Source organism: Catenovulum adriaticum, from assembly GCF_026725475.1.
GTDB classification, from domain to species: domain Bacteria; phylum Pseudomonadota; class Gammaproteobacteria; order Enterobacterales; family Alteromonadaceae; genus Catenovulum; species Catenovulum adriaticum.
Genome location: NZ_CP109965.1, coordinates 1,738,685 through 1,752,364 on the forward strand (window position 1 = coordinate 1,738,685; position 13,680 = coordinate 1,752,364).

Annotated in this window: 9 protein-coding genes; all 9 read right to left on the bottom strand. The window is 38.2% G+C overall.

The features are described 5' to 3' along the window. Positions 1 to 21: 21 nt before the first annotated feature. The 9 genes from OLW01_RS07705 to OLW01_RS07745 all read right to left on the bottom strand — a co-directional run bounded on the left by OLW01_RS07705 (position 22) and on the right by OLW01_RS07745 (position 13,662). Positions 22 to 561: a cell division protein ZapC domain-containing protein gene (locus OLW01_RS07705; protein WP_268073240.1), complete on the bottom strand. Its 540-nt coding sequence runs from the start codon at positions 559 to 561 to the stop codon at positions 22 to 24. 139 nt (positions 562 to 700) lie between these two features. Beyond that, positions 701 to 1,714, bottom strand: coding sequence for a quinone-dependent dihydroorotate dehydrogenase (pyrD, locus tag OLW01_RS07710; RefSeq protein WP_268073241.1), 1,014 nt, complete (start codon positions 1,712 to 1,714; stop codon positions 701 to 703). A 22-nt stretch (positions 1,715 to 1,736) separates the two neighbouring features. Then, positions 1,737 to 6,602, bottom strand: a complete 4,866-nt coding sequence (locus OLW01_RS07715) for an NAD-glutamate dehydrogenase (protein ID WP_268073242.1) — start codon at positions 6,600 to 6,602, stop codon at positions 1,737 to 1,739. Positions 6,603 to 6,787: 185 nt separating this feature from the next. Continuing rightward, positions 6,788 to 7,558: a tRNA1(Val) (adenine(37)-N6)-methyltransferase gene (locus OLW01_RS07720; RefSeq protein ID WP_268073243.1), complete on the bottom strand. Its 771-nt coding sequence runs from the start codon at positions 7,556 to 7,558 to the stop codon at positions 6,788 to 6,790. Continuing rightward, positions 7,551 to 11,216 (bottom strand): hydantoinase B/oxoprolinase family protein, encoded by a 3,666-nt coding sequence (locus tag OLW01_RS07725; protein ID WP_268073245.1) that lies wholly within the window; start codon positions 11,214 to 11,216, stop codon positions 7,551 to 7,553. The genes OLW01_RS07720 and OLW01_RS07725 overlap by 8 nt, the downstream gene beginning before the upstream one ends. 54 nt (positions 11,217 to 11,270) lie before the next feature. Then, positions 11,271 to 11,489 (bottom strand): DUF3820 family protein, encoded by a 219-nt coding sequence (locus OLW01_RS07730; RefSeq protein ID WP_268073247.1) that lies wholly within the window; start codon positions 11,487 to 11,489, stop codon positions 11,271 to 11,273. Positions 11,490 to 11,525: 36 nt separating this feature from the next. After that, a complete protein-coding gene (locus tag OLW01_RS07735) occupies positions 11,526 to 12,416 on the bottom strand; it encodes an alpha/beta fold hydrolase (RefSeq protein WP_268073249.1) in 891 nt (296 codons plus the stop codon). Continuing rightward, complete coding sequence (locus tag OLW01_RS07740) at positions 12,417 to 13,031, bottom strand: Slp family lipoprotein (RefSeq protein ID WP_268073251.1); 615 nt, start codon at positions 13,029 to 13,031, stop codon at positions 12,417 to 12,419. Next, the gene (locus OLW01_RS07745) at positions 13,015 to 13,662 is read right to left on the bottom strand and encodes a M50 family metallopeptidase (RefSeq protein WP_268073253.1); all 648 of its coding nucleotides are present in this window, start codon (positions 13,660 to 13,662) and stop codon (positions 13,015 to 13,017) included. Before OLW01_RS07745 ends, OLW01_RS07740 begins: the two co-directional genes overlap by 17 nt. Positions 13,663 to 13,680 lie beyond the last annotated feature (18 nt).

The following is a 13,680-nucleotide window of genomic DNA, read 5'->3' on the forward strand; positions in this document are numbered from 1 at the left end:
TATAACAAAGAGAAAGCAGGATTAAGCTCTATTTTGATAATGCCGGGGGGAAGATTGAGGTACTAAAGGCGCAAAACGATTTGTCATCACTTTTATTGCTTCAAACTGTTTCAGTTGCTTGGTTTCAGTTAATTGCATATGTTGACTTAATAACATCACTTTTGCGCAATCATTTAGCGTTTCAAGTATTAAAAATATACCCGTTTCTAATGGGCTTTGAATCAAAACGACTTGTTCAAATAAATCACGTTTTATCTGTTTTTGAGTAATAAAAAACCAACTCTTGGGCTGCTCTTCTAAAGTATAACATTGCTGCGCAACCGCGTTTAACGCTATTTGCACAGCCATGGCTTCTGAAACGTCAAGCTGTTGGATAACCATATGATAATAATCACAATAAACTTGATTGTCTTCAATGCTAAAAGGGCGAGTTATTTTAGCGTCTGGCTTTAGCTTTTTTGCTTTACAAGCAGATTCAAAAACAAAATCTGACATATTTAAACGCAGAGTTTGAGTTTGTTCATCAAAATACCAATACCAATCGGCTTTAGCTTGTAGCATTTTATTTTACTAGCCCTTTTTATACTTATCGTTAACTTTTTATACTCAGCTAAACAATTTAAAACTCAATTCGTTTGAGTTAAACAATTGCTTAATTTAAGTCGTTATCTTGAGATCTGACAAGATGACAAAAAAAGCACTATATTTCAAGCTCTTCTGAAATTTCTTTGATTAATTTTGGACCGCGATAAATAAATCCAGTGTAAATTTGTACTAATTGAGCGCCCGCATCCATTTTTTCTTGCGCCGCCTGAGCCGAATTTATTCCGCCAACCCCAATGACTGGCAGTTTACCATCTAATGCTTGATGTAACATACGGATAATTTCAGTACTAGAATGACGAACAGGCATACCGCTTAAACCGCCCGCTTCATTACCATGTGGCAAATGGGCAACTTTATCTCGATTCAGCGTGGTATTCGTTGCAATCACCCCATCGATTTCATTTTTAATCAAGCTTTCAGCAACTTGAGTAACTTCTTCTTCGCTCATATCAGGTGCAATTTTCACTAATACTGGCACATACTTAGCAAACTTTTTTTCAAGCTCTAACTGTTTTTGTTTAATTGCGCCAAGTAAATCATCTAATGCTTCACCATATTGCAAACTACGTAACCCAGGTGTATTAGGTGACGATATATTGACCGTTACGTAACTGGCATATTGATACACTTTTTCTAAGCAAACCAGGTAATCATTTTTACCTTCTTCATTGGGAGTGTCTTTGTTTTTGCCTATATTAATCCCCAAAATGCCATCGTACTTAGCGGCTTTTACTTGTTCAACTAAATAATCGACGCCTTTATTATTAAACCCCATGCGATTAATAATGGCTTGAGCGGGCGGCAATCTGAACATCCGGGGTTTGTCATTACCGGGTTGAGGTCTTGGCGTGACCGTACCAACTTCAATAAATCCAAATCCCATTGCCGCGAATGCATCAATACATTCACCATTTTTATCTAATCCAGCCGCCAAACCGACTGGATTTGGAAAAGTTAGCCCAAAAAGCTCAACTGGTTTGTTTGGTATACTTTGCTTATATAAACAATCAAATCCAGTACCACCGGTTTTTTTAAGGCTATTGATGGTCACATCATGTGACCATTCGGCATCTTGGGTAAATAAAAAAGAGCGCAATAACTGATACATTTTAATTCCATCAACTTAAATTTTATTGCATTGTATCGCAATGATGGCTTAACAGCATCAATTCCCTTAACGCAACTGAAAATTTTGCAAATTCATGACTTTGCGAAGCTCTAAAATCGGCCAACATATGACGCCATCTATCTAAAGCATCTTCATTGTCTTCGCTCCATTTGGCTAATATTTCATCTGACTGACAATTATTATCGCAGTTGCGAAGCACAACTGAAGCCAAGGCTCTTTGCTGCCAGTCTGATTCTTCCCGAAATGCAGCACGAGCTAAAGCTTGCCAATGATTAGCAACAGGTTGCTTGTTTATTTGCTCTAAAAACCAATGTAAATCCATTTGTGCTCCCAGTTTGTAATAAACATTGGCAACCAAATTCAGTGGTTTTTCCGTTTCGTCAGCAACTTGTGCAATGTCCATAACAGAAAACAGTGTGCTGATATAAGATAACTTTTTGGCAAAAGCTTTATCCACCCCGGCTTTGGTTAATTTTTCTGCCGATTTAAGTAATTTATTGTGCTCTTCTTCAACTAGGTATTTATCTAAATTCTCGCTCATTTCAGCAAATACGGGTTGATAAAACTTAATCGTTTCTTTAATTGATAAGGATTTAATCCGATGACGTAAAAACCAGCGTGTTGCACGCCTAACGGTTCTTCTAAGCTGGAATAAAGCTTCTGATTGAATGCTGGATGCTACTTTATTGTCCCAGTTTGCAATACTAATCCAAAGCTCATTCATCGAAAATATTTGGTTAGCTAACGTATAGCAAATTGCCACTTCTGCGATGCTAGCCCCCGTTTCTTCGGTCATTCGATAAACAAAATTCATCCCCATATCGTTCACTAATTGATTAGCAATTTGAGTCGCGATAATTTCAGCTCGTAATGGATGAGATTGCATGGCCTTAGCATAATCTTGCTGTAAAACTTTGGGAAAGTAAGCAACTAAGTTTTCAGATAAAAAAGGATTTTCAGTAATGTCAGGGGTGTTGAGTTTTTCTTTTAGCACCATTTTACCATAGGCTAACAAGACAGATAATTCTGGCCGAGTTAACCCTTTCCCTGCGGCTAAACGCTCAGACAGTTCATCTTCACTGGGCAAAAACTCGAGTTCTCGGTCAAGTTCACCTTCTTTTTCTAACCCTTGTAAAAATCGAATTTGTTCACGCAGTTGAGCAGCAATATTAAGTTCGGTGACCGATAACGAATGCGTTTGTCGATAACAATCGTTTAATACAATTTGTGCCACCTCGTCTGTCATTTGATAAAGCAGTTGATTACGTTTTTTCATGGTTAGCTCCCCATCGGCAACCAGACCATTGAGTAAAATTTTAATATTAACTTCTTTATCAGAACAGTCGACCCCACCAACGTTATCAATAAAGTCGGTATTAATTAATACACCTTTTTTAGCGGCTTCAATTCGCCCCAATTGAGTACAACCTAAATTACCGCCTTCACCAACCACTTTAAAGTTTATCTGACGTCCATCGACCCGTAGCACATCATTTGCTCTATCTCCGACATCACTGTGGCTTTCTTTACTTGACTTAATGTAAGTACCAATGCCGCCATTCCAAAATAAATCGGCTTGCATTTGTAAAATTAAATGAATTAACTCATTTGGCGCTAAACTACTTTTATCGGTATTTAGCATGCTTTTCATTTCGGGTGTTAATTTAATTGATTTAGCACTACGCTCAAAAACGCCCCCGCCTGCGCTAATTAATTTTTGATTATATTCATTCCAGCCTGAACCCGCTTTAAACAAACGTTCACGTTCTTTATAACTTTTTGCAGGATCAGGCGTCGGATCAATAAAAATATGTAAGTGATTAAAAGCGGCCTGTAAACAAATATGTTTGGATAACAACATACCATTGCCAAACACATCGCCCGCCATATCACCCACCCCAACACAGGTAAAATCTGTTGTTTGGCAATTAATACCTAATTCTCTAAAATGACGTTTAACCGATTCCCAAGCCCCTCTGGCAGTAATGCCCATTTTTTTATGATCGTATCCAACGCTACCACCAGAGGCAAAACCATCCGCTAACCAAAAGTTGTATTCTTCTGATATTTCATTTGCGATATCCGAAAACGTAGCGGTTCCTTTGTCAGCGGCGACCACTAAGTAAGGGTCTGCATCATCGTGACGAACCACGTTTTTTGGGTGTACAAGCTCGCCCCGTTCAATGTTATCGGTTATATCAAGCAACGCACGAATAAAAGTTCTATAGCAAAGTTTGCCTTGTTCAATAAATTCAGCTCGAGTTTTTGATTTATCAATTTGTTTACAAACAAAACCACCTTTAGCGCCAACAGGCACAATAACCGTGTTTTTAACTTGTTGTGCTTTAACCAGCCCTAATACCTCTGTTCTAAAATCTTCTCGTCTGTCTGACCAGCGTAAGCCTCCACGCGCGACCTTACCACCTCGCAAATGCACACCTTCAATTTGCGGTGAATAAACAAAAATTTCAAATTTTGGAATAGGCTTAGGAATATCTGGAATTTCGCCAGGCACTAATTTAATCGAGATATAATCTTTAGGTTCTTTGTTTTCTAATTGATAAAAATTAGTTCGTAAACTGGCTAAAATCATATCTACATAGCGACGGATAATCCGATCATCATCTAAATTTGCGACCGACTCCAACGCTGAATGGATTTTATCAAGCAGTTTGTCTTGGCTTTCTTGACTAAAAGCAGAGCCTTTTGGCGAGAATCTTAAACTAAATAATTCAATAAGTTGTTTTGCTATATCAGGATAACTAAAAAAAGTGTTTTCGATATAACTTTGACTAAAGCTACTACCTATTTGACGCATATATTTGGCATAAGCTCTTAAAATTGAAATATCGCGCCCTGAAATACCAGCTTGTAAAACTAATCGGTTAAAGCCATCATCTTCGAGTTGCCCGCTCCACACTTTATAAAATGCCCGCTGAAACAACTCACGCGTCACATTAAAATCTGAGTAATGTTCAGCCTGAATGGACATGGAAAAATCTAAAATCCAATTTACCTGACCTTGCTGAGTCGCAATTTTATAAGGTCGCTCATCGATCACTCGCAGACCAAAGTTTTCGAGCATGGGGAGCACGTCAGATAAATAAATAGGGGTGTCTCTATGAAATAATTTTAACCGTATCAGGTTGCTCGATTTTTCTGCTTCTTGAGGACGGTACAGAATCATTCCTAACGGCATAGATTCTTTTAAATCTTCAAGTTTTTCAATATCGACCAATGCCGTGTTTGGCAACTCATTTTCTTTATAACTACGAGAAAAAGCATGTTCGTATTTACGAGATATTGATTTGCCTTTTTCTTCTCCATATTGGGATAATAAACTTCGTTCTAATTTATCTTCCCACGTTTTCGTTAGCTCAATCATATTGGTTTGTAGATCAAATTCATTAATATCAAATTCGTTATCTTCAACCCTAACCATATAGTGCGTACGAGCCAGCGGGGATTCTGATAAGTAAGTATAAAACTCAACCGCTTGTTTTGAATTAAAATACTGTTGTAATAAATGTTGGGTTTCAATTCGTAATTTTGTGGTGTAACGATCGCGAGGTACATAAGCCATACAAGAAAAATAACGGCCAAAAATATCTTTTCGCACAAATAAACGCGAAATACCACGCTCTTGCATTTGCATGACGCCAAGCGCTATTTGTTTAATTTCAGATTCGCGGGCGTGTAATATTTCTTCTCTTGGGTAAGTTTCCAAAATATTAAGTACGGCTTTGTATGAATGTGAATTTTTTTGAAAACCAGTTTGCTCTAAAACCCGCGCAACTTTGTCTTTAATTAGTGGTATGTCAAACGCGCTGTCGTTATAAAAATCTGATGAATACAAGCCAATAAACCTATGTTCACCAATCACTTTGCCATCGTCATTAAATTGTTTAATGCCAATATAATCTAAATGCGATGAACGATGCACGTGTGACTGTGCATTCGTTTTGGTTAAAATCATTAAGTTTTTACTTAAAGCTTCAGCTTTTGCGCTGGCCGGTAAGCTGGACAAAAAGCGTTTAGTTACCCCTTTTTCGTTTTTCATTAAGCCCAGGTTAGTCTCTGAACACCGGGCCAATTGATAACCCCCTTTTACCGCATTTAAGCTATATTTTCTGTATCCTAGAAATGTAAATTTATTATCTATTAACCAATTTAGGTAAGCTAATGCTTCGGTTTTTTGGGTTTTATCCACCACCGAGTCAGGTAAAGTTTTTACTTCTTTAATGACCTTATCGCATTGTTTAACCATGTCTTGCCAATCTGTGACAGCCAAATCAACTTGACTAATAACATGTGCAATTTGCTGCTCTACTTTTGCTAACACTTCTTGGTCTGACTGTCTGTCAATCTCTATTGAAAAAATGGTGTATTCAGTAATATCGCCTTGTTTGCGAGATGGGTTAAGCTGAGTGATTTGTTTATTCGTATCTCGCTTTACCACAACAGATTGATACAATAACCAATGCGCTGTTAAGCCTAAACGGTTTAAGGCCATACGGATAGAATCAACTAAAAATGGCTGGTCTTTAGTGACAATTTCAACAATTGTATGATTGCTTTGCCAACCATGTTGACTTAACTCTGGATTAAATACTCTTATTTGAGGCTCTGGCTCTGATGTTTTATCAGTTTTGTCTGGGTGGGCATTCACTAGCGTTTGCCACAAACTAATCACTGCGCCATATAAATCACTATCATTTCGGTTAACTAAATCTTCAGAAGCAATATCACGATAGATTAATTCAGCAAACTGTCTAATTAGCTTTGCTTGATCGGCCGCAAATTTATTACCAATCAACTTATCAACTTTATCTAATAACACAGATTGGCTTTGTTGTGTCTTTTCCATATTGAGCACCCCATTAAACAATAAAAATTATTGTTTAAGGTTAGTTTAACTTTAAGAAAAGATTAAGGTTTTTAGTAAAAAACTTAAGCCTATTTATTTGAACTTGCGCAAATTAATAATTGAAACTTAAGCTTTTGCAAAAATATAAATAAAAATATTCGCCTCAGATAAAATACGAAGATAGATTAAAATTTTAGGTAAAAATCTTTTAGCAATTTTTTATATGTCGGTGTGTATTGATTTTGACTATCATAAATAACTAACGTTTGTTGCTGAACCTGAATATTTGGCGTTGGATAAAGCCGTTTTTTAAGCCGTAAACAAGTGCGCTTTGCTGGCTTAACGGGCGTGCTTTTAATGTCTAAACGAGCTTGCAATATAAACCCATTAAATTGTGCTGCTGTTATTAATGTTTCTGTGATATCAGTTGGAATAACAAGCTCTAATATCCCTTCTTCTTTTATTACATTAGCGCATTGTTTAAACCAACTGTTCCAACTAATGCCCTGCAATTGACGAGCTAGCTGACGTTGCTGGTTTTGACAATTATCCGATTGAAAATATGGCGGGTTTGCAATTGCCCAATCGTATTCTTGTCTTGCTGGTAAATTAAAAAAATCTAGCTCTAGTGAATTAATTCGATCTGCCCAAGGCGATTGCATGCTATTAGATTGCGTTTGTAAAAAACCATTAGGATCTAATTCAATGGCATCAATAATAACGTTTCTATGTTTAGCATGCTGTGTTTTTTGTGCCAGCATTAAGCTTAACAAACCCGTCCCTGAACCAATATCTAACAGGGTATAATCTTTAAGTGGCTGATTTTTGTCACTATCAACCAAATCGATTAGCTTATCTATTTGGCTCCAAGCACCTAATATTAAACTATCAGTGCCCACTTTCATTGCCGCTTTATCTTGCTTTATACAAAACTGTTTACATCTAAATTCAGACATTATCTGCCTTTTTATAGCCACCGCCACCGGGGGTTTCTATTCTAAATTTATCACCGTCATCTACTTCAAATTGGCAACTTGAACTCAGTAATTTTGACTGTCCATTTTGTTTTATCAGGATATTTAATCCGGGTTGCGCTGGTCCTCCCCCTGCTAATCCAGCGGGTGCAATCAGCCTTGAGTTTGTCAGTAGGTTAACCTGCATTGGTTGTTTAAATTCAATCTCTCGAATTAATCCATTTCCGCCTTTAAATTCACCATCTCCCCCTGAGCCATATCGGATAGAAAACGCGCGTAACACCACAGGAAAACGCTGCTCCAAAATTTCAGGATCAGTTAAACGAGAATTTGTCATATGTGTATGAACCGCATCAGTGCCAGCATAAGGTCCGGCTTCGTTAACACCAGCGCCGCTGCCACCCGCTAAGGTTTCATAATATTGATACTCATGATTACCAAACGAAAGATTATTCATAGTAGTTTGGCTGCAAGCTTGAATACCAAGCGCTTGTAATAAACAACTTACCACAGCTTGCGATACTTCAACATTGCCTGCAACTACAGGCGCCGGATATTCAGGCGACAATAAACTTCCCCGTTTAACAACCACATCAAGTGGCCTCATACACCCTGAATTTAACGGGATATTTTTATTAAGCAAACTACGAAATACATAAATCACTGCGGCATCGGTAATAGACCTAGGCGCATTAAAATTATTATTTTGTTGAGCTGAGCTTTGGCTAAAGTCGATTAAAGCCCGGTTATTCTCAATTTTAATGCTAACTTGGATATGAGCACTGTTATCCATGGTTAATTTAAACTCACCATTGCTTAAGGTTTTAAGTGCATTTATTACGGCTTGTTCACCGTTATCTAATACGGCATCCATTACTTGAATAATATAAGTTAACCCATGAGCATTGGCGAGTTGAGTCAGGGCTTTTACACCTGCTTGATTCGCCGCCAATTGCGCCGCTAAATCTGCAATGTTTTGTTTAATATTTCGTGCTGGATAATGCCCTTGACTGAAATAGTTTTTAATCCAATCGATATTTAGCTGATTTTGTTGAGCAATTTTTTCACCTTGAAATATAAGCCCTTCTTGCTCAATATGCGTGCTATTCGCAGGCATTGACCCTGGCGTAATGCCCCCAATATCAGCATGATGGGCACGCGATGCTAAATAAAAATCGGGTTGTGTTGTATGGTTTTTCGGGTCCGAAAACACCGGCGTCACTAAAGTTAAATCAGGCAAATGAGTGCCGCCAGCATAAGGCGAATTAATAATAAAGCTATCGCCCGGTTGCATACTTCTAACTGTCTCAGCAATATATTTTACAGAATGAGACATTGAACCTAAATGAACTGGTACATGTGGCGCGTTGGCAATTAATTCTGCATTTTGGTTAAAAATAGCACATGAAAAGTCTAAACGTTCACGAATATTAACTGAGTGGGCTGTTTTAGCTAAGGTTAATCCCATTTGCTCTGCAATAGACATAAACTGGTTGTTAAACATCTCAAGTTGAATTGGGTTAATCTCCCATTCAGCTTGTTCATTTGTCACCTGAGTGCTTTTAAATTCCGGTGTATCGCTCACTTTAGCAATTTCCAGCATATTAAATTCATTAATACTGGCTTGCCAACCAGACTCTATTAAATTGGTGCCTGTTTTTTCAATTACAATAGCCGGGCCATTTATGCTTTGTTTGAGCAGGTCTTGGCTTTGGTAAACTGGCACATCAGAGTATTGCGCATTTAAAAAGCAGCGAACTGAATTGATTAACGCTCCGCCCTCATCAGTCAAAACAGGTAATGTCATCGCCTCTATCTCAATTTTAGGCGTATCCGTGTTATCTGAATTAAATTGAGGATTTTTTAAGCTATGCTTTACCACAACCGCGTCTATCAAAATATCGGTTTGCTCGTCTATGTAGCCAAATTCTTGCTGGTGTTGTAACTCAAAAGCTTGCTGCATAGTCGCAACATCGCTTAACACCACCTCAAATCGAACTTCAGCGCCTTGGTATTTTAATAAAGCGAGTATCTGATTTTTTATTGTGCCCGCTTGTTTGCTCATTTTTGATAAATAATCAATTTGAGCTTGTGCGACTTTTTGGTATATCGCCGGCAATTTTTGAATATTAACTGCGCTCAACTTAAGCTGAACGCTCACTTCCTGCATTTTACTTTGCTCAGCCAATCCAATTCCAAATGCAGATAATACACCGGCATAAGGATGGATTAATATTTTTTTCATGCCTAATTTTTCAGCAATCAAACAGGCATGCTGGCCGCCCGCACCGCCAAATGAAGTTAAACAATATTCGCTTACATCGTAACCTCGTTGGGTGGATATTTTTGCGATTGTATTTGCCATATTATCAACTGCAATATCGATAAAACCAGCCGCAATTTGAGTTAAACTTAATTCAACATTGTCTTGTTTTAATTGGGTTTGAATTAATTTAATTGCATCAATTGACGCTTGTTTGTCTAATGTTTGATTGGCTTTTTTGCCAAACACAGCAGGAAATAAATCTGGCTGTATTTTGCCTAAAATAAGATTACAGTCAGTGACTGTTAATGGACCGCCATTGCGATAACTTGCTGGTCCGGGAAAAGCACCAGCAGATTCAGGCCCCACCTGAAAACGTCCATCTTGATAATAACAAACTGAACCACCACCTGCAGCGACCGTATGTATTTTCATCATTGGCGTCGCTAACCGAATTCCGGCTATTTCGCTGTGATAGCTGCGCTCGTATTCACCTTGAAAATGACTAACATCTGTAGAGGTGCCACCCATATCAAAGCCTATCATTTTGTTAAAACCAGCCTGCTGACTCACTTTAACCGCGCCCACTATGCCACCCGCAGGGCCAGACAAAATCGCATCTTTACCGAAAAATTCTGACGCAAGTGTAAGTCCGCCATTAGACTGCATAAAATATAAAGGCACATCGCTCAAAACACTGGCGATTTGCCCAACATACTCTTGCATTACTGGGTTTAAGTAGGCATCTGCTACACAAGTGTCTCCGCGCGGAATTAACTTGATAGTCTGACTGGCTTGGTGAGACAGGGATATTTGCGTAAAACCTAAAGATTGAGCCAATGATTTTATTTGTAATTCATGGTTGGGATTTTTCCACGCATGCATCAAAACAACGGCAATAGATTGATAACCAGCCTGTTTTAATTTAATTAATTGCGCTTCTAATTCACTTAAAACCAACGCGGTTTCCACCTCGCCGGAAATTAATATTCGCTCATTTATTTCAATACTGGTTTGGTATAACAATTCAGAGCGTTTTATATTAAGTGCAAAAATATCAGGCCGGTTTTGGTTAGCAATGTTCAGGGCGTCTTTAAACCCTTTTGTGATAAGTAGCGCTGTTTTTTGGCCTTTTTTTTCTAATAACGCATTGGTAGCAACCGTTGTGCCCACTTTAACACTATCAATAATCTCAGTACGAATCGCGTGAGAAGCTTTTAGCTCCAGAACATCGCGGATTCCCTGAATTGCAGAGTTTGGATATTGCGCCGGATTAACGGATAATAATTTATGTGTTTTAAACTTTCCATCAGGGGTTAATGCCACTATATCGGTAAACGTACCACCTCTATCAACCCAAAATTGCCAACCTGCCAAAATTGCCTCACTTTATGCTTGTTATTTTTAAGCGTTAACCGTAAGAGTTAAACGTTACCCGCGTTCAGTTTTTAATGGAATAATTAAATGATCCAAATTTTCCATTTTGACCACCAAACAAATTTGTAAAAGCTGACCTAATTCTCCGTTTGGCCAACCTTTTTTTTGAAACCATAATAGGTATTCTTCTGGCAGTTCAATTAATGCTCTGCCGACATATCGGCCAAATGGCATTTGCATATTGGCTATTTTAATTAGATCAGTTTGTTGCACTTTAAGTCTCTAATGCTTTCGGTGTTAGCCAATTATCTACCGAATAAAAAGTCGAATCAAATCTGCGGTTTGTTTTGGGCTTTGCATATGGCAGTGGTGGCCACCCATAACAGAATTAATGTGAAGATTGCGAAAGCTATGGGCTCGTTGGGTAAGAGAATCATTGATTGATGTATAACCCACATCGCCTAAAATGGCTAAGCAATCAGCTTTAATGTTTTGAATGTACGCTAACGCTTGGCTTTCATCTAATCGGATGGGCGATAAAGTTTTTAACCTAGGATCGCTTCGCCAAATAAACCCCTGTTCGGTTAATTTAATATTACGTTCAATCAATAAACTCGCTAATTCAGGAGAAATTTCACTGGTATTAGCTCGAGCCTGGATTAAGCTAGGCAGTGCAGCTAAATTTCGTCGCTTTGGTGAGGCTGTTAAATTGTTTTTTTCTAACTGAGCACGACTGTTAAAAGCAGCTTGCATATTGTCAAGTAGATCGTTTGCAGAGGTCGTAAAAGCAGCAGAAGATTCGAGTAACACCAAGGTGTCAATTTTATGGGGGAGTAAAGATGCAAGAATGGAAGCTAACATCCCTCCCATCGAATGGCCGATTAAGTTGAAACGCTCACAGGGCAGCGTTTCAAATATTCGCCATAAATCATACACCCAATCAATTAAATGATAATGACTGTCGGCTGGTCTGTGCTCAGAAAAACCATGCCCAGCCAATTCGATTAAAATAATTTGATAATCGTTTAAATAAGCCGAAACAGGTATAAAGCTAGCCGCATTGTCTAACCAACCATGTAAACATACCAAAACCGGCTTATCATGATTAATTGATTCCAGCTTGTGATTGGTTAAATAGCTATATTTAACCAATCCAGATAACTCAAAATACGCTTGCTGCCAATGGTTTTGCTGACCCATTTATTGGATCATTTTGCGTTTTGATGCGTTAGACTTTTTCGACCGTTTATTATTCGACTTAGGAATGTAATACGGGTGTAAATGATGATAACGATTCCAGTACCAGCGACTAGAATAAGGCCAGAAAGGGTCGCGCCAATAATCATTTTCTCGAACTTTAGATTCTTTAGGCCATAGATAAATTTGCGATTCTTTTAATACCGGATACCAAATAACTTGCTCTTCAAGCTGACCTTGTTCTGGTTTAGCAATCGTACCTAAAGCACTCACTAAACGGCCTTCTTTATAAATTTTAGGCTCTAAAAAGCCTTCAACATAGACTCTAAAACGGCCAAGGGAGTCATCACCTGGTATCGGCTTTGAACTGCTGTAAGTTTCATATTGCACCAGCTCTAACATAGTAAACTCTTTTTTATGTTTAACTTTAGCAATAACCCCGCCCCAACGCGCTTTTTCGCCTACCACTTTTTGTGCATTTTGGCTTGCTTGTTGATAGCTTACCAATGAGGTTTGTGCGGGCACTTTTAGTTTTTCAGGCACAGTGCTACAGGCAGATGCCAGCACAGCCAACGTTAAACAAACAAAACGCTTGATATATTTATTTTCGATTTGCATATAAACCTCGCCAACTTGAATAAAGCCCAATACAGCCAACTGCAACCCATAAAAAGATCCAAACAATCTCAGGAATAAAAGTTAATCGCGCTAAATTAGCACCATCACCGACAGCTCGGCCATCCATTAAGTACCAAGGGCTTTTAATTGCATTAAGTATAACGCTTATCCCAACAAACATCAGACTCACTTTTAACCATTTGTGATCAAGTTTGCGTAACATTAAAAGATTAATCACGATTAAACATAGCAATATTAAGATAGTTACTAAATCTCTTGCCCAAAAGATCAGGCTCACGATAAATAAAACTAATGTCATTAAGCTAAAAATTTTAGCTTTTTGGTGACCTTTACGGGCAATCCCAATAATAAGCCAGCCCCAAAATACAGCACCTAAATAGCCAGCCAAACTAATTAATATTGCCCAGCCTCCTTGACTTGTACATAAACCAGAACCATTAATATGCAGCTGAATAGACAATATATTCCCACCGGTTGCCAGCGCAACTAAGCCATGACTAATTTCATGAAAGTAGGTTTCGATCCACTTCAGTGGAATTCGGATAAAAGGCACAAACTCAAGTGCTAACGCTAATCCAATTAATAATAAAAACTGAACTCGGATGTTCATATTAAACCTTAGTGTTGA

What these genes read in the sequence shown, in the direction of transcription:
- OLW01_RS07735 (WP_268073249.1), bottom strand. Translation starts at nt 12,416, where the DNA reads ATGGGTCAGCAAAACCATTGGCAGCAAGCGTATTTTGAGTTATCTGGA.
- OLW01_RS07715 (WP_268073242.1), bottom strand. Translation starts at nt 6,602, where the DNA reads ATGGAAAAGACACAACAAAGCCAATCTGTGTTATTAGATAAAGTTGAT.
- OLW01_RS07745 (WP_268073253.1), bottom strand. Translation starts at nt 13,662, where the DNA reads ATGAACATCCGAGTTCAGTTTTTATTATTAATTGGATTAGCGTTAGCA.
- OLW01_RS07720 (WP_268073243.1), bottom strand. Translation starts at nt 7,558, where the DNA reads ATGTCTGAATTTAGATGTAAACAGTTTTGTATAAAGCAAGATAAAGCG.
- pyrD (WP_268073241.1), bottom strand. Translation starts at nt 1,714, where the DNA reads ATGTATCAGTTATTGCGCTCTTTTTTATTTACCCAAGATGCCGAATGG.
- OLW01_RS07705 (WP_268073240.1), bottom strand. Translation starts at nt 561, where the DNA reads ATGCTACAAGCTAAAGCCGATTGGTATTGGTATTTTGATGAACAAACT.
- OLW01_RS07740 (WP_268073251.1), bottom strand. Translation starts at nt 13,031, where the DNA reads ATGCAAATCGAAAATAAATATATCAAGCGTTTTGTTTGTTTAACGTTG.